This is a genomic window from Streptomyces sp. NBC_00878 (genome assembly GCF_026341515.1).
GTDB lineage: Bacteria > Actinomycetota > Actinomycetes > Streptomycetales > Streptomycetaceae > Streptomyces.
In genome coordinates this window covers 5,579,804-5,596,225 of the sequence record NZ_JAPEOK010000001.1, presented here as the reverse complement: position 1 = coordinate 5,596,225, position 16,422 = coordinate 5,579,804, and the positions used below count along the sequence as shown (strand labels likewise).

Sequence of the window (16,422 nt, the reverse complement as noted above, 5' to 3'; positions counted from 1 at the left end):
GATCAAGATGCCGTGATCAAGCAGCAGTGATCATGATGCGAGCAGCGCTGTGAGCGACTTGTGAGAGAGGTAAATGCGGTGTGTGGGTTGCCTGTTGAGGAACCGGATCGGAAAAAATCGGTCAGGGCCGGTACACGGCCCCGGGTTCCGGTGACGCGGGCGCCAGGAGCCGGGAGACCGTCACGATGGTGTAGCCGCGCCGGCGCAGGGAGTCGATGATGCCCGGCACGGCCGGCACGGTCCCCTTGTAGCGGTCGTGCAGCAGGATGATCCCGTCCCGGCGCGTCTGATCCAGCACCCGCCGGGTGATCAAGGCGGTGTCGGTCGTGGCGTAGTCCTTGGCCGTGACGCTCCACAGGACCTGAGCCAGCCCCATCCTCCGCATCACGGCCGAGACGTCGTCGTCGGTCCGCCCCTGCGGGGGCCGCATCAGCACCGGGGCGCGGCCCGTGATACGCCGCACATCGTCCTGCACGGGCTTCATTTCGGCCTCGATCTCCTCGGCACTCAACTCCGTGAGCACTTTGTGGGACCAGGTGTGGTTGGCTATCTCGTGCCCTTCCCTGGCCATCCGCAGAACCGTGCCCGGATACGTATCCGTGTGGCCCTTTCCCTGGAGAAAGAACGTCGCGTACACCTTCTTCTCCTTCAGGATGTCGAGGAGTTTCGGGGTGGGCCTGCTCGGGCCACCGTCAAAGGTGAGCGCGACACACTTGGCGACCGCGCAGTCGGGCCCGCCACCGCCACCGCCTTTGCTCTTCTGTGCTCCGGGTGCCGCCGCGGCGGCGGACTCCCGTACGTCACGGGGAGCGGTCACGCCGTTCAGGGTGCTGCACCCGCCGACCAGGAAGAGCGAGGCACCGGCCACGAGCGCGACAGCGGCCCGGAAGGCGGACGCGGCTGATGTGACTGAGGTGACTGAGGTGACTGACGAGGACTTCTTGATTTCCATTCCGTCGACCGTAGAAATCGACAAGGAAAAGGAAATCGGCAAAAAGAATGCGGCACACCTGATCCAATGAAGAGAACGCATCCATACCAACGAACAGGGCGCGCCTATACTTTGGTCTAGGAATTCGCACCGGGCTCCCGCCCTCCCTGATCCGCGGGTACGGTTTCTCCGTGATCGACGTGCGAAACGCCTGGCGTGGCCATCTCGGGCTCGCGGACCTGACCGTGGCCACGGCAGCCGCTGCCGTGACCGTGCTCGTGGCCAGGGCGCAGGACTCGGGCCTGTCCGTCTATCCGCAGGTCGGCGAAGGCACCCCGGAACGCCTCCTTGAGCGGGTGGTGCCGTATTACTGGGGGCCCGGGTCAATCGGCGGAATACAACCGTTCGGCTGGACGCACACGGGACCCGGCAGCCTCGTACCCCTGCTCGCCTGCGCCGCACTGTGTCTGCGGCGGCGCCACCCCGCCGGGGTCGCGGTGACCCTGATCGTCCTCAGCACCGGCTGGCCCCTGGCGGTGCCCATGCTGATCGCCCTGTTCACCGTCGCCACGAGGTGCCCGGCCCGTACCACCTGGGCGGTGACCGCGGCCGCGCTCGCCCCGGTACCCGCGTACCTCCTGCTCGCCCCGTATCCCCCCGAGCCCCTCACCCTGGCTACCGCGGTGTCGGCCGTCACCCTGGTCGCGGGCGCCGTCGGATGGGGCCTGGTCGTCGTGGGCCTGCGGGACCGGGCGGTCCGCGCGGAGACGGAGGCGGCGTTGCGGACCGAGCAGGCGCAGCAGCACGCCAGGGAGGAGATCGCCCGGGAGATGCACGATGTGCTCGCACACCGGCTGTCGCTGCTGTCCATACACGCGGGCGCGCTGGAATACGCTCCGGGCGCGCCGCCGGAACAGCTCGCCGAGGCCGTGGGCGTGATCCGGCAGAGCGCCACCCGGGCGCTGGAGGACCTCCAGGACGTACTGAAGGTCCTGCGGGCCCCCGTCGTGGGCGACCACACCGAACCGCCCCAGCCCACGCGGATGGACGTGGCCCTGCTGATCGAGGAGTCGCGCGCCGCAGGAGCGGAACTCCACCTGCGGGAGCGGCTCGACGACCCGGCCACCATGTCGCCGGCGCTCGCACGCACGGCCTACCGGCTGCTCCAGGAAGCCCTGACCAACCACCGCAAGCACGCCCCCGGCGCCCCGGTGACGCTCACGCTTGAGGGCGGCCCCGGCACCGGCCTGACCATTCAGGTGACGAACCCACTGGAGCCGGCGCCGCCCGCCGACACTGCCGCCCTCGCCGCCCCCGTACAGGGTTCGGCGCAAGGTTCCGTACCGGGCTCCGGTCAAGGGCTCATCGGCATGCGGGAGCGGGTCGACCTCGCGGGCGGGCGCCTGCGCCACCGCACCACACCCACCGACTTCCACCTCGACGTCTGGCTCCCATGGACGGCATGACTCCCCGGGCGGACGACCCGGCGACCTCCGGGACGAGCGCCCCGGCCCACCGCATCCGTCTGCTCGTCGTCGACGACGACCCCCTGGTACGCGCCGGACTGCGCCTCATGCTGTCGGCGGCCGAGGACATCGACGTCGTCGCGGAGGCGGCCGACGGAGCCGACGTGCAGGCACTCGTGGACGAGTACCGTCCGGATCTCGTCCTCATGGACATCCGGATGCCGAAGACGGACGGTCTCGCGGCCACCGCGGCGCTCCGGCAACGGCAGCGGCCACGGCCTCCGGAAGTGCTGATCCTCACCACCTTCACCACCGACAGCTACGTCCTCCAGGCCCTGCGCGCCGGAGCCGCGGGCTACATCCTCAAGCACACGCCCCCGGCCCAGATCGTGGCGGCCGTACGCAACGTCATGGCGGGAGAGCCCGTCCTGTCCTCCGCCGCCGTCAGGCAGCTGATCGACACGGTGACCGACCCCGCGGGCGTCCCCGGCCCCTCCCGCCACGAGGAACGGAAGAAGGCCGAAGCGATGCTGGACCGGCTCGGCGCCCGGGAGCGGGAGGTCGCCCTGGCCGTCGCCGAGGGCAGGACCAACGCGGAGATCGCCGCCGCCCGCCACATGAGCCTGCCCACGGTGAAGGCCCACGTCTCCCACATCCTGACCAGACTCGGCCTCAACAACCGCGTACAGATCGCACTCCTGGTCTACCGCGCGGGCCACGTCTGACCAGGTCTTACGGACCTGTGACGGCATGGGCGTGGTAGTGCCGCCGGGAGACCTCGCGGTCCTAGCGTGACGCGTATGCGAGTACTGGTCACCGGCGGTGCCGGGTTCATCGGGTCCCAGGTCGTCGAGGCGCTGCGGGCGCACGGGCACGAGGCGGTCGTGTTCGATCTGCGGGACGGGCTGGACGTACGGGATGCGGGGGCGGTCGCCTCCGCCCTGGCCGGCATCGACGCGGTATGCCATCAGGCGGCGATGGTCGGACTGGGGAACGGCTTCGGGGACGCCGTCGAATACGTGTCGCGCAACGACCTCGGCACGGCGGTGCTGCTGAGCGCCATGGCCGACGCCGGGGTGCGGCGGCTCGTGCTCGCCGGGTCGATGGTCGTGTACGGGGAGGGGCGGTACGCGTGCGAGTGGCACGGGGTGGTGCGGCCGGGACCCCGGACCGTCACCGACCTGGACGCGCGGCTGTTCGAGCCCCGATGCCCCACGTGCGGTGAGGAGCTGACACCCGGGCTCGTGGGCGAGGACGCCCCGGTCGATCCCCGGAACGTGTACGCGACCACCAAGCTGACCCAGGAGCACCTGGCGGCGGCCTGGGCCCGTTCGACGGGCGGCTCGGCCGTGTCGTTGCGCTACCACAACGTGTACGGACCCGGGATGCCCCGCGACACCCCGTACGCGGGCGTCGCCTCCTTCTTCCGCTCGGCGCTCGCCCGGGGCGAGGCCCCGCGTGTGTACGAGGACGGGGCCCAGCGACGGGACTTCGTGCACGTACGGGATGTGGCCGCGGCCAATGTGACGGCGCTGGAGTCCGAGCCGCGGGCGGGGGCGCTGACCGCCTACAACACCGGGAGCGGGGAGCCGCACACGGTCGGGGAGATGGCCCGGGCACTGGCGGCGGCGGGCGGCGGGCCCGAGCCGGTGGTGACCGGGGAGTACCGGCTGGGCGATGTACGGCACATCACGGCGGACTCTTCGCGGCTGCGGAGCGAGCTCGGCTGGAAGCCGGCGGTCGCGTTCGCGGAGGGGATGAGGGAGTTCGCGGGATCGGACTGAGACGGCGCCGTTCACGACGCGTATCGGCGAGCTTGTTCACCTGGCGAAACCACCCATACGGGCAGATTCTCGGGCGGAGGCCGACGGGAAGGCTTCTCTCGGCGCAGTACCTCATCGCGCGGGACAGCCGCGCGATGGCTCCGCCCTGGCTGATCGGAGATCGGGTGATGGTACGGAGGACGACACCTCGCAGGCGGCACGCCGCCCGCGCCGCTTCGATGGCGGCGGCGTCGCTCGTGGTGGCGTTACTTGTGGTGGCGGGGCCGACCGCGACGGAGTCCTCCGCGACGCCCGCCGCATCCGGCGCCTCCGCCGCAACCGAGACAGGTACCGCACCCGCCGCACCCGGGGCAGACGCACCCTCCTACCTGCGGCGGGACACCGAGGCGGTGCACCGGGCGGGGGCGGTCGGGGTGCTGGCGGATCTACGGGACGGGGACAGGCGCGCCCGGGCCCGTGCCGGAGTGGCGGAGCTGGGCACCGACCGGCCGGTGGCGTGGCACTCCTCGATCCGGATCGGCAGCGCGACCAAGGCGTTCACCGCGACGGTTGTCCTGCAACTGGTGGGCGAGGGACGGGTCTCGCTTGACGACACCGTCGAGCGCTGGCTGCCCGGCCTGGTCACCGGCAACGGCAACGACGGCCGCGCCATCACCATCCGCCACCTCCTCCAGCACACCAGCGGACTCCCCACGGTCTCCGACCTGCCGGGCTGGGAGAACGCGAAGGAGTTCGAGAAGCACCGCTACGACGCGCACGACCCCCGGTACGTGGTGAAGCTGGCCATGCGGCACCGGCCCAGCAGCGCCCCCGGCACCCGGTGGGAGTACTCCAACACCAACTACATCCTGGCCGGACTGGTCGTCCAAGCGGTGACGGGGCGCTCCTGGGATCAGGAGGTCACCTCGCGCATCATCGTCCCGCTGGAGCTGACCGGTACGTTCGTCCCTGGTCACCGCCCCTATCTGCCGCTGCCGCACCCGCGCACGTACTACCAGTTCGCCGAGGGCGAGCCGTGGTTCGACACCACGGTGCTCAATATGAAGGACGCGGACGCCGAGGGCTCCATCGTGAGCACCACGAAGGATCTGGGCCGGTTCCACACAGCGCTGATCGGCGGCAAGCTGCTGAAGCGGGCCCAGCTCGCCGAGATGATGAAGACCGTCCCGGTACCCGAGTTCACTCAGTGGGGGATGCGCTACGGCCTCGGCCTGATGTGGTTCGACCTCAGCTGCGGAGGTGGCTACTGGACGCACTGGGGAGACACCCTCGGCGCCTCCACCCGTGGCGGGATCACCCCGGACGGAAAGCGCGGCATCGTGGTCTCCACCAGCGGAAACGGTGATCACTTGAAGATCCCGATGGAGGACGACGCACTGCATCCCCTGGTGGACCACGCACTGTGCCGAGGTCTGTCATGACCCTCAGCAGACGGACCGTCGTCACCGCCCTCGGCCTCACCGCTGTCTCCGGCGGCCTTACCGCTGTCTCGGGCGCCCTCCCGGTCACCACCCCCGCCGCGGCGGACAGTCGACCGGCGGATGGTGGGCTCCAGGCGGGTGGTTGGCTCCAGGCGGATGTGGACGCGGTGGCCGCTACCGGCCCCGTGGGGGTGCTCGCACGCGTCACGACCCCGCACGGCACCCGCACCGCCCGGGCCGGCACGGCCGTGCTGGGCACTGACCGGCCGGTGCCCTGGCGGTCTCGGATGCGGGTCGGCAGTACGACCAAGGCGTTCACCGCGACAGTGGTGCTGCAACTGGTGGGCGAGGGACGGCTCTCGCTGGACGACACCGTCGAGCGCCGGCTGCCCGGCCTCATCACCGGCAACGGCAACGACGGCCGCGCCATCACCGTCCGCCACCTCCTCCAGCACACCAGCGGCCTGTACGACTACCCCGAGGACGCGGCCGGGATGCCTCAGCTGCGTACGGCGGAGGCGTTCCGTACGCACCGCTTCCGGACGTATTCCGCGGCGGAACTCATCGCCATCGCGCTGCGTCATCCGCCGGAATTCCCACCCGGCACCGCGTTCAACTACTCCAACACCGGCTACCAGGTGCTCAGTCTGATCATCGAGAAGGTGACCGGCGAAAGCTGGGAACAGCAGGTCACCCGGCGCATCATCCGGCCCCTTGGCCTGCGTGGCACGACCGCTCCCGGTACCGATCCGCTGATCCACGGCCCGCACCCACGCGGCTACCGCCCCTTCCCCGACGAGCCGGGCCTGGTCGATGTCACCGACTGCGACCAGACGTTCGGCGGTGCGGCCGGTGCGCTGATCGCCACACTCGCCGATGTGAACAGCTTCTTCGCCGCGTTGCAGCGCGGCGACCTGCTGCGCCCGGCCGAACAGGCGGAGATGCACCGGACCGTGCCGACAGCCGGAGACGTCGCGGAGGCGTGGCCGGGCTCCCGATACGGCCTCGGCCTGATGTGGACGCCCTCCCCGGACGGCGGGTACTGGGGTCACCACGGTGACACCTTCGGCTTCCACACCCGAGCCGCGACCACCCTCGACGGGCGGCGCGCCTTCACCCTGGTGTGGACCGGCCCCGGCGACGAGGCGACGGACGCCGCGGCCAACACCCTGGCCGCACACGCGCTCACGGCCGAACGCGGAGACGGAGACGGACCGGAACGCGGCCAGTAGGCGCATGGTTCCCCGCGCCCCTGAAGGCCGCAGCCCTGAAGGCCGCAGCCCGATCGGGCGCAGCGCTAAAGTGCGCCTTCCGCCGCTGGGAGCGTTACCTCGAAGCGGCAGCCGCCGGGGACGTTGTGGACGGCGGCCTGGCCCCGGTGGGCCTCCACGATGCCGCGGACGATGGCGAGGCCGAGGCCCGCGCCGGCCGGGGGCGTACGGGCGTGGGTGCCGCGCCAGCCGGTGTCGAAGACCCGGGGGAGGTCCTCCTCGGGGATGCCGCCGCAGCCGTCGGTGACGGACAGGACGATGCCGCCGGCCGGGGAGCGTTCGGCGGCGACCGCGACCGTGCCGTCGGCGGGTGTACGGCGGATCGCGTTGATGAGGAGGTTGCCGAGGACGCGGCTCATCTCCTTGCCGTCCACGTCGACCGGCAGAGCTTCGACCCGGTGGCCGACGAGCCGTACGCCGTGCTCGCGGGCGAGCGGATCCGCTCCCGCGAGGGCGTCGCCGACGAGGTCGTACACCGAGATGCGGGAGGGTGAGAGGGCCAGCGTCCCGGCGTGGATGCGGGAGAGTTCGAAGAGGTCGCCGACCATGCCGTTGAGGCGTTCGACCTCCGTGCGGATCTGGCGGAGGTAGCGGTCGGGGTCGGCGGCGACGCCGTCCTCCAGCGCCTCGGACATGGCGCGCAGCCCGGCGAGCGGGGTGCGCAGATCGTGCGAGATCCAGGCGACCAGTTCGCGGCGCGAGGTCTCCAGGGCGCGCTCGCGGTCGCGGGACTCGGCGAGCTTCGCGCTGGTGGCCGCCAACTCCCGGCTCAGCGCGGCCAGTTCGGCGGTCGCCGGTCCGTCGGGCGCCTCGAAGGCACCGCCGTCACCGAACGAGCGGGCGGCGAGGGCGAGTTCATGGCTGCGGGCGACTACCCAGCGGCCCAGCAGCAGCGCGGTCGCGAGGGAGACGACGGCGGCCATCGCGACGACGGTGGTCACGACGGTCAGGTCGTGCGTGTTCAGGAACATCGCCCACGCCACGACCAGCGTTCCGGCGAGCATCGCGCCCACGGCCACGGCGGCGACCACGGCGAGCGACGCGGTCAGCGAACGCCGCCGGATCAGCCAGAGCGCACCCGCGCCGAGCAGCCCGGCCCCGGCGGCGCCGAGGAAGGCGTAGAGAGCGATGAGCAGCATGTCGCGCACGGTCAGCCCACCTCCCCTGACGTCTCCGAGAGTTCCGAGGGCGTGGAGGGCGGCCAGGACATGGGGGGCTCCGGGGGCGTGGAGGGCTCGGAGGGCGTAGAGAGCTCGGAGGGCGTAGAGAGCTCGGAGGGCGTAGAGAGCTCGGAGGGCGTAGAGAGCTCGGATGTCTCGGGCGGCTCAGTTTTCTGGGGCGTCTCGGACGTCTCGAACGTCTCGTACGCCTCGGCGTTGAAGCGGTAGCCGACGCCCCACACCGTCTGGATCTGTCGCGGTCGGGCCGGGTCGTCCTCGACCTTGCCGCGCAGCCGCCGCACATGGACCGTGACCGTCGACAGGTCGCCGAAGTCCCAGCCCCACACCTCGCGCATCAGCTCCTCCCGGCTGTACGCGTGCCCCGGGTGGCGGAGGAAGAAAGCAAGAAGGTCGAACTCCCTTACCGTGAGGGCGAGTTCGGTGCCGTTCTTGGTAGCTCGGCGGGCCCCCGGGTCGACGGCGAGGCCGGGCGCGTACAAGGGCCGCTCGGTGGCGGCGGGGCGCGTCCGGCGCAGGACCGACTCCACGCGCAGAACCAGTTCGCGGGGGCTGAACGGCTTGGTCACGTAGTCGTCGGCGCCCACCTCCAGGCCGAGGATCCGGTCGTCCTCGTCGCCGCGCGCGGTGAGCATGATGACCGGGACGGGCCCGTGGCCGCGTATCCGGTGGCACACCTCCAGCCCGTCCATGCCGGGCAGCATCAGGTCCAGTACGACCAGGTCGGGCCGGTGCACGGCCGCGCGGGCGAGCGCGGACGGGCCGTCCTCGGCACGGTCCACGGTGTATCCGGCGCGGTCGAGGTAGCCGGCGACGACCTCGGCGACGGTGGGGTCGTCGTCCACGACGAGGACGCGCGCACCGGCACCGGGTGCGGGTCCGGGTGCGGGTGCCGGTCCGGCTTCGGCTGCGGGTCCGGGTCCGGCTGCGGGTCCGGGTCCGGGTCCGGGTCCGCCTGCGGGTCCGGGTCCGGGTCCGGTACCTGGGGATTCGTGCGGCTGCTGCATGGGTCCAGCGTCCCACCGGGGCCGTTCGCCTGGCGTGCGTCGGTCTCGACGTCCGTGTTTCGTAAGGAGCCGTGGTCCGTTATGCGCTTTTTGCGTCCGTAGGGTGAATGCCGTGATGATCTCTCACCCTCCGCGACCGGCACGGCGGCCGCCAGGACCCGTCGACGTGGTCCTGCCCTGTCTGAACGAGGCCGAGGCCCTGCCCTGGGTACTCGACCGCATCCCGCCCGGCTGGCGCGCGCTCGTCGTGGACAACGGCTCCACCGACGGCTCGGCGGACGTGGCCCGCGAGTTGGGCGCGACCGTCGTGCACGAGGAGCGGCGCGGGTTCGGGGCCGCCTGCCACGCCGGGCTGACCGCCGCCACGGCCGACATCGTCTGCTTCTGCGACTGCGACGCCTCGCTCGACCCTGCCTGTCTGCTGCCCTTCGTCGATGAGGTGCGGGACGGCGACGCCGACCTGGTACTCGGCCGACGCCGGCCGCGGGGCCGGGGCGCCTGGCCGCCGCATGCCCGGGCCGGCAATCTCGCGCTCGCCCGCATGCTGCGTCGCCGCACCGGGCTGCGGCTGCACGACCTCGGCCCGCTGCGGGCCGCCCGCCGCGAACCGCTGCTCGCCCTCGGCCTCACCGACCGGCGCAGCGGCTATCCGCTCCAGATGGTCGTACGCGCGGCCGACGCCGGGTGGCGCGTCACCGAGCACGACGTTCCGTATCTGCCGCGTACCGGCGCCTCGAAGGTGACGGGCACCTGGCGCGGCACGTGGCAGGCGGTACGGGACATGAGCCGGGTGCTGGCCGAACCGCCCGCCGCGCCCTCTCGTACCCCCGCGTCTTCTGCTGCCTCTTCCCCTTCCCAGGGGGGTGCCGCCCAGTGACCGGACCAGGGGGCGACCGTCCCGTGACCACGTTGCTCGTGATCGCGAAGGAACCGGTGCCGGGGCGGGTGAAGACCCGGCTCACGCCGCCGTTCACCCCGGAGGAGGCGGCGGCGCTCGCGGAGGCCGCCCTCGCGGACACGCTCCGTGCCGTTGCGGCGACCCCGGCGCGACGGCGTGTGCTGGTGCTCGACGGGGCGCCGGGGCGCTGGCTGCCGCCCGGCTTCGACGTCGTACCGCAGTGCGCGGGCGGCCTGGACGAGCGGCTGGCCGCCGCCTTCGCGGGCTGCGACGGGCCCGCCCTGCTCATCGGCATGGACACGCCCCAGGTGACACCCGAGCTGCTGACCGTGGACTTCGCGGACTGCGACGCGTACTTCGGGCCTGCCGAGGACGGGGGTTTCTGGGCGCTGGGGCTCGCCGAGCCCGGTTCCGGCCCCGGGCTGCTGCGGGGCGTACCGATGTCCACCGCCGCGACGGGGGCCGTGCAGCGTGCGCGGCTGGTCGCGGCGGGGCTGCGGGTGCGGGATCTGCCGCGGTTGCGGGATGTGGACACCGCGGGGGACGCGGAGTCGGTCGCCGCGGTGGTGCCCGGTGGGCGGTTCGGTTTGGAGTTGGCTCGTGTGCGGGGGGTCTCCCGCGAGCGGGGGGTCAGTCGGCTGTGACCGTCGTGCCCGGCAGTCGCGCTGCCGCCGCCGGTGGGCGGCCTGCGGCGGAGCCGCTGATGGTGGGAGTCGCCCCCGCCGCCCCTACCCGTTCCCGTCCCCTGGGGGCTCCGCCCCCAGACCCTCGTCATCGGCCTGAACGGCCTCGTCCTCAAACTCCCCCAGAGGGGGGACCCCCAGACGGGCTGGAAACGCCCGGGCCCGCCTCAAAGGTGCCCGACAGACTGGATGTGCCAGGCCCCGCCTCCTGGTCCGCCGATCCCTACTCCGACGCCCTGGTCGCCGGTCGCGGGCCGCTCTTCCTTCGGCGGGCCGACGGGTGGCTGTTGCCGTTGGAGGTCGAGCGGTGGTGTGCGGACGCCGATGCCGTGGACCGGGAGGTGCTGGGGCGCTGCGAAGGGGCCGTACTGGATGTGGGATGCGGGCCGGGGCGGCTCGTCGCCGACCTCGCCGCCCAGGGCAGGACCGCACTCGGCATCGACGTCAGCGAAGCCGCCGTCGACCACACCGTGCGGCTCGGCGGGCACGCGCTGCGGCGCTCGGTCTTCGAGCCGCTGCCGGGCGAGGGCCGCTGGCACACCGCGCTCCTCATCGACGGCAACGTCGGCATCGGCGGCGACCCGGCCGCCCTGCTCGACCGGATGTCCCAACTCCTCTCCCCCAACGGACTGTTGATCGTCGAAACCGTCCCGGGAGTGGACGTCGACGAACGGGTCAGCGTCCGCATAGTCCGGGCATCCGACGGCGGCCAGGGCACCGCGGGCCCCGACTTCCCCTGGGCCCGCCTCGGCACCCCGGCCCTGCTGCGGCACGCGGCCCGCGCGGGCTGGCGCCCCGACGGTCAGTGGACGACCGGCGGCCGCTCCTTCGCCGCCCTGCGCAACCGCGAGAACCGAGAGAACCGCGAGAACCGCGACAGCCTTGGCCGCCGAAGGACGAACAGCGCCGCCGAGCCTCCGAACAACGCCGCCGTCAGCAACAGCCAACGACCCAGGAACACATCACCCGGCATGCCGGTCGCGGACTCGTAGCTGCTCGCCACCTGCCCGCTGATCAGCGGGAACCACACCAGCAGGAGCAGCGCGGACAGGGCCGCCGGGACACGGACGTACATCGTCCACTCCCGGTGGCCGGCCGCGCCGAAGGCCCGTACGAGCGCCCGGTCCAGGGCGGCGTACAGCGGCAGCAGTACCAGGTCGTGCAGCACCGCCGCCCCCACGAACCACAGCGCGACCCCGAGCCAGTCGTCCGCCAGCAGCCGCACCCCCGCATATCCCGCGAGTGCGAACGAGCAGGCGAGCAGGAGCAGTTGGAAGGGGCTCCCCACCACCGGCCGCCACTTCGCCACAGACCTCTTCACCACAGACCTCTTGGGCGCAGACCACTTCGGCACGGGCCACTTCGGCACAGGCCACTTGAGCACAGGCCGCTTCATCCCAGGTCTCCGAACGTCATCCGGGCCACCCACTTGGTGTTCAGCACGCCGGGTGCCGCCGGCACGATGATCCGCGCCGGGTGGCCGTGGTCGGGGGTCAGGGGCTCGCCGTTGACGTCCAGGGCGAGCAGGGAGCGCGGGTCGCGTACCTGGTTGGCGCGCAGGGCGGCCCGGCGGAACGCCCCGTGCCGCTGAAGCGACTCCACCAGGACGTCCGGCGCCGCTTCCGCCTCGTACCCGACGAGTGCCGCGAGGTCCCGCAGCCGTACGCCCCGCCACCACTGGTCGGACGTCGACCAGCCCTCCACACAGGCGATGGGCAACGCGGCGCTGTGGAGCGGGAGTTGGCGCAGTTCGGCACGGCTCAGCCGGACGGTCCCGGTGCGGCCGGTCACGACCAGCCGCCACGCCTCCTCGCTCGTCTCCGCCGCCGTGATCCCGCGCGACGCGGCCGTCTTGTTGATCTGGAACCCGCCGGGACCGCTGCCCGGTTCGGATCCACCGTGCGGGGCGAGCAGGGCGGTGGCTCGCGGCGGCCCGTCGAAGTTCTGCCCCACCGTCGTACCGAACAGGAGCAGCGACCCACCGCCGACGAAGCCGAGGGCCCCGCGCCGCGAGACGGTCGCCCCGGCGGGAGCGGGCGAGACCAACTCGCCTCCTTCCAGGTCCTGTTGCAGATCCGGTCGGGAAGGTTTCCCGGCTGCTGGTTCCTCCCTCTCCTCTCGCTCCTCCCGCTCCTCTCGTTCCTCTCTCTCCTCCCGGAGGCCGCGCAGATTGCGTACCGCCGCCGGTACGCGCAGCACCGCGTGCGTCACGAACGCGGCGAAGAACACCCACGCACCGTAGAAGTGCAGCGGGTAGAAGGAGCCGGGGAAGAGGTAGTCGAGCTGGACGTTGAGGACGCCCGTCGTGAACTCGAACAGGGCGCCGCCGACCAGCAGGAGCAGCGAGATCCGCTCCAGCGCGTGCGCGAGCGACCGCGCGGGCGGCAGCGCGAACAGCTTCGGCACGACCGACCACAGCTTCGCCAGCAGTACGGGGATCAGCGTGATGCCGAGCGTCACGTGGACGCCCTGGTTGAGGCGGTACAGCCAGTGCGGGTCGGTCGGCCAGGAGAAGAGATAGAAGCCGAGTACGCCCTTGTCCGGGGTCTTGTCGTTCACCGGCGACAGGCCGGGGTTGTAGGCGGCGTACGACAGCAGTCCCGTCACGAACAGCACCGTGATCCCGACGAGGAGCACGACACCGAGCACGGAGGTGAACCAGGGACCGCGCACGGGACTGCGCCAGAACGCGGGCGAGGCGGGCGAGGAGGGCAAGGAGCGCTTGAAGGGGGAAGGGGAGCGGGCCATGTGCCGACCGTAGGCAGGGAGCACCCCGCGAAAGGGTTCTGGAACCATGACGAAACGCTGACGTCCACCCCGGCGGGGGCCGCTCCGGCCGGCCCCCGCCCTAGCTTCTCCATGTGAACCGCGATCTTCTCCGCGAAACCCTCCGCGACCTGGCCGCGACCCTGGCCGCCGCACTGCTCGTCACGGCCGCCGCCCTGGTCGGCGCCGCCATCAAGCGCGAGCACGACGTCCTCCATGTCGGATGGCCGCCCCTGTACGCCAACTGGATGCCGCACATCGGCCCCGGCACCCCGGCCGCCGTCGCCGTCGCGGTCGCCGTGGTGGCGTACGGCCCACTCCTCGCCGCACGACTGCCCTGGCGCGCGCTGCTGGTCACCGCCTGGGGCACGGCCACGGCCTGGACGTTCTCGCTCGCGCTGATCGACGGCTGGCATCGGGGCATCGCCCGGCGGCTGACGACCAGCTACGAGTATCTCCAGGTCATCGACCGTTTCGACGACATCCCCGGCACGCTGCGGGACTTCACCCACCACATCCTGATCGGCTCCCCGGACCACTGGCCCGCGCACGTCGCCGGACACCCGCCGGGGGCCACCCTCACGTTCGTGCTCCTCGACCGGATCGGGCTCGGCGGCGGGGCGTGGGCGGGCGTGTGGTGCATCGCCGTCGGGGCGGCGGCATCGACGGCGATCCTGGTGACCGTACGGGCGCTGGCCGGTGAGACCCTCGCCCGCCGGGCGGCGCCCTTCCTCGTCCTCGCCCCGGCGGCCGTCTGGGCGGGCGCCTCCGCGGACGGGTACTTCGCGGCGGTCGCGGCCTGGGCGGTCGCGTTCCTCGCGCTCGCCGTCACGGGCCACCGGCCGCGAGCGACCGGCCTCGCCTCCGGGCTCCTCCTCGGGCTCACCGTGTATCTCTCGTACGGCCTGACGCTGTACGCCGTGATCGCCGGCGGCGTGCTGCTGCTCGGCTCCCGAAGACTGCGGCCCCTCCCCTACGTCCTTGCCGGAGCGATCGTCGTCCCGGCCGTTTTCACCCTCCTCGGCTTCGACTGGTGGGAGGCGTACCGCCTGCTGGTCGAGCGCTATCACGAAGGGGCGGGCGGCTTCCGGCCGTACTCCTACTGGGTGTGGGCGAACCTCGCGTGCACGGTGCTGGTGGTGGGCCCGGCGACGGTGGCGGGCCTGCGGCGGGCGGGCTCGGCTCCGGTACGCAAGGGGTTCCGCGACTGCCTGCGCCCACCCGCCGACACCGACTCCCGGACCGACACCGCCTCCAACCAGGCCCCCGCCCCCTCCCCCTCCCCCTCCCTCGAATCCCGACTCGCCCTGCTCCTGCTCGCCGCGCTGCTCGCCCTCCTCATCGCCGACCTCTCCGGGATGAGCAAGGCGGAGACCGAACGCATCTGGCTGCCGTTCGCGGTGTGGCTGCTCGCCGCGGGCGCGTTCCTGCCCCGGCCGCGCGCGTGGCTCACCGCGCAGGCGGCCCTCGCGCTGCTCCTCAACCACCTGCTGCTGACGGGGTGGTGACGTAGGGCGGGGTGAGGCGCGGCGCGCTTCATCAGGGGCGGTCCCCGGACCGGGTCGCACGGGGCCGGGGGAGGGAGTAGACATAGTGGCATGAGCGACAGTGATGCGCCTGGTGGGAGAGAAGGCCCGGGCATCAAGAACAACTCCGACGCCGATCGCGACGCCGCTCTCGATACCGCCGCCCACGCCAAAGCCAAGGTCGACATCGACATCGACATCGACTTCGAAGAGGTCTTCCAGGCTCTGCCCAGCCCGGTCCTGCTGCTCGCGCCCGACCTGGTGATCGTCGCCGCGAACCGGGCCTATGCGCAGGTCAGCGGCCGCGGCCCCGAGGAGCTGGTCGGCCGGTTCCTCTTCGACGTGTTTCCCGACAGCCCCTCCGAGGAGGCCACCGGCGCCCGGACGCTGCGCGCCTCGCTCGAACGGGTACTGGAAACCGGCGAGCGGGACACCATGGCCCTGCAGAAGTACGACGTCGAGGAGCCCGGCCGACCGGGCGTGTTCAGGGAGCGCTACTGGAGCCCGGTCAACATCCCGGTGCTCGACGCGGAGGGACGGGTGTCGCTCATCGCCCAACGCGTCGAGGAGGTCACGGCCCTGGTCCGCGCCCGCCAGGCCGCCGCCACAACGACGCCCGGCACCCCGCACACCCAGCACACGAGCCCCACCAACCCCACCACCCTCACCACGCTCAGCCAGGAGGACGCCATGACGGCCGACCTCCTGACCCGCTCCCAGGAGCTGCAGGAACTCAACGAGGAGTTGCGCAAGGCCCACGCCCGTACGCACGAGGTGGCCGTCACCCTGCAGCGCGCCATGCTTCCCGGCACCGCGCTGCCGAGGCACGACTTCGCCGCCGTCCGCTACCGGCCCGCGGTCAGTTTCCTCAACGTCTGCGGCGACTGGTACGACCTGATCGACCTCGACGCGGACCGGCTGGCCGCGGCGGTCGGCGACGTCGTCGGACACGGTCTGGAGGCGGCCGGAGTCATGGGCCAGCTGCGCAGCGCCCTGAGCGCCGCGATCCGCGCCACCGGCCGTCCCGCCGACGCGCTCAGGACCCTCGCCCAGCACGCGCACACCGTCGAGGGCGCGCTCGCCACGACCGCCGTCCAGGCCGTCATCGACCGCGCCGCCCACACGATCACGTACAGCTGCGCGGGCCACCCGCCCCCGCTCCTGGCCCACGCCGACGGAACCGTCGTACTCCTCGACACGGCCACGGACCCGCCCCTGGCGGCCTGCGACGACAGCGTCCCCCGCAACCAGGCGACCGCGTCCTACGCCCCCGGTGCCACCCTCGTCCTCTACACCGACGGCCTGATCGAACGCCGCGGCGAGGACATCGACCAGGGCCTCCACCGCCTCATCCACAGCCTCACCCGCCACCACACCCTGTCCCCGGAACCCCTGGCCGACGCGATCCTCTCCGACCTGGTCCCAGCACCCCGCCGAGGACCGGACGACGACACGGCGCTCGTGGTGATCCGCCTGTGAACACGTCAGTTC

Annotated in this window: 14 protein-coding genes and 2 pseudogenes; 11 read left to right on the top strand and 5 right to left on the bottom strand. The window is 72.2% G+C overall.

Translation table 11 applies throughout. The features are described from left to right. Positions 1-121: 121 nt before the first annotated feature. The gene (locus tag OHA11_RS24100) at positions 122-817 is read right to left on the bottom strand and encodes a polysaccharide deacetylase family protein (protein ID WP_266499573.1); all 696 of its coding nucleotides are present in this window, start codon (positions 815-817) and stop codon (positions 122-124) included. Positions 818-827: 10 nt separating this feature from the next. Between OHA11_RS24100 and OHA11_RS24095 the strand changes: the two genes are divergently transcribed. The 6 genes from OHA11_RS24095 to OHA11_RS24070 all read left to right on the top strand — a co-directional run bounded on the left by OHA11_RS24095 (position 828) and on the right by OHA11_RS24070 (position 6,834). Continuing rightward, positions 828-1,022 carry a hypothetical protein gene (locus OHA11_RS24095; protein WP_266499571.1) on the top strand — a complete coding sequence of 65 codons (195 nt, stop codon included), beginning with the start codon at positions 828-830 and terminating at the stop codon, positions 1,020-1,022. 100 nt (positions 1,023-1,122) lie between these two features. Next, a complete protein-coding gene (locus tag OHA11_RS24090) occupies positions 1,123-2,397 on the top strand; it encodes a sensor histidine kinase (protein ID WP_266499568.1) in 1,275 nt (424 codons plus the stop codon). Further along, positions 2,394-3,122 (top strand): response regulator transcription factor, encoded by a 729-nt coding sequence (locus OHA11_RS24085; protein WP_266499565.1) that lies wholly within the window; start codon positions 2,394-2,396, stop codon positions 3,120-3,122. Before OHA11_RS24090 ends, OHA11_RS24085 begins: the two co-directional genes overlap by 4 nt. 75 nt (positions 3,123-3,197) lie before the next feature. Then, on the top strand, positions 3,198-4,181 hold the full coding sequence (locus OHA11_RS24080; RefSeq protein ID WP_266499562.1) for an NAD(P)-dependent oxidoreductase: 984 nt from the start codon (positions 3,198-3,200) through the stop codon (positions 4,179-4,181). Positions 4,182-4,348: 167 nt separating this feature from the next. Then, positions 4,349-5,602, top strand: a complete 1,254-nt coding sequence (locus tag OHA11_RS24075; protein ID WP_266499558.1) for a serine hydrolase — start codon at positions 4,349-4,351, stop codon at positions 5,600-5,602. Next, positions 5,599-6,834: a serine hydrolase gene (locus OHA11_RS24070; protein ID WP_266499555.1), complete on the top strand. Its 1,236-nt coding sequence runs from the start codon at positions 5,599-5,601 to the stop codon at positions 6,832-6,834. Before OHA11_RS24075 ends, OHA11_RS24070 begins: the two co-directional genes overlap by 4 nt. A gap of 65 nt (positions 6,835-6,899) precedes the next feature. On the opposite strand, the gene OHA11_RS24065 is transcribed toward OHA11_RS24070, so the two are convergent. Continuing rightward, positions 6,900-8,021 (bottom strand): sensor histidine kinase KdpD, encoded by a 1,122-nt coding sequence (locus OHA11_RS24065; protein WP_266499554.1) that lies wholly within the window; start codon positions 8,019-8,021, stop codon positions 6,900-6,902. Between the two features lie 227 nt (positions 8,022-8,248). Then, positions 8,249-8,896, bottom strand: a pseudogene (locus OHA11_RS24060) (response regulator transcription factor); the annotation flags it as partial. Between the two features lie 277 nt (positions 8,897-9,173). Between OHA11_RS24060 and OHA11_RS24055 the strand changes: the two are divergent. The 3 genes from OHA11_RS24055 (at position 9,174) to OHA11_RS24045 (ending at position 11,631) form a co-directional block, all read left to right on the top strand. Then, positions 9,174-9,935, top strand: coding sequence for a glycosyltransferase family 2 protein (locus OHA11_RS24055; protein ID WP_266507409.1), 762 nt, complete (start codon positions 9,174-9,176; stop codon positions 9,933-9,935). Between the two features lie 23 nt (positions 9,936-9,958). Next, on the top strand, positions 9,959-10,600 hold the full coding sequence (locus OHA11_RS24050; RefSeq protein ID WP_266499552.1) for a DUF2064 domain-containing protein: 642 nt from the start codon (positions 9,959-9,961) through the stop codon (positions 10,598-10,600). A gap of 230 nt (positions 10,601-10,830) precedes the next feature. Further along, positions 10,831-11,631 (top strand): methyltransferase domain-containing protein, encoded by an 801-nt coding sequence (locus OHA11_RS24045; RefSeq protein WP_323186623.1) that lies wholly within the window; start codon positions 10,831-10,833, stop codon positions 11,629-11,631. On the opposite strand, the pseudogene OHA11_RS24040 reads toward OHA11_RS24045, so the two are convergent. Together OHA11_RS24040 and OHA11_RS24035 are read right to left on the bottom strand one after the other, a co-directional pair. Beyond that, positions 11,529-11,960 (bottom strand): annotated as a pseudogene (locus OHA11_RS24040) (hypothetical protein); the annotation flags it as partial. The gene OHA11_RS24045 and the pseudogene OHA11_RS24040 sit on opposite strands and share 103 nt — an antisense overlap. 71 nt (positions 11,961-12,031) lie before the next feature. Continuing rightward, on the bottom strand, positions 12,032-13,387 hold the full coding sequence (locus OHA11_RS24035; protein ID WP_266499546.1) for a molybdopterin-dependent oxidoreductase: 1,356 nt from the start codon (positions 13,385-13,387) through the stop codon (positions 12,032-12,034). Between the two features lie 113 nt (positions 13,388-13,500). Here OHA11_RS24035 and OHA11_RS24030 point away from each other — a divergent pair, with 113 nt between their 5' ends. Both OHA11_RS24030 and OHA11_RS24025 read left to right on the top strand, forming a co-directional pair. Then, the gene (locus OHA11_RS24030) at positions 13,501-14,913 is read left to right on the top strand and encodes a hypothetical protein (RefSeq protein WP_266499543.1); all 1,413 of its coding nucleotides are present in this window, start codon (positions 13,501-13,503) and stop codon (positions 14,911-14,913) included. Positions 14,914-15,003: 90 nt separating this feature from the next. Further along, a complete protein-coding gene (locus OHA11_RS24025) occupies positions 15,004-16,410 on the top strand; it encodes a PP2C family protein-serine/threonine phosphatase (protein WP_266499541.1) in 1,407 nt (468 codons plus the stop codon). Positions 16,411-16,422: the final 12 nt, after the last annotated feature.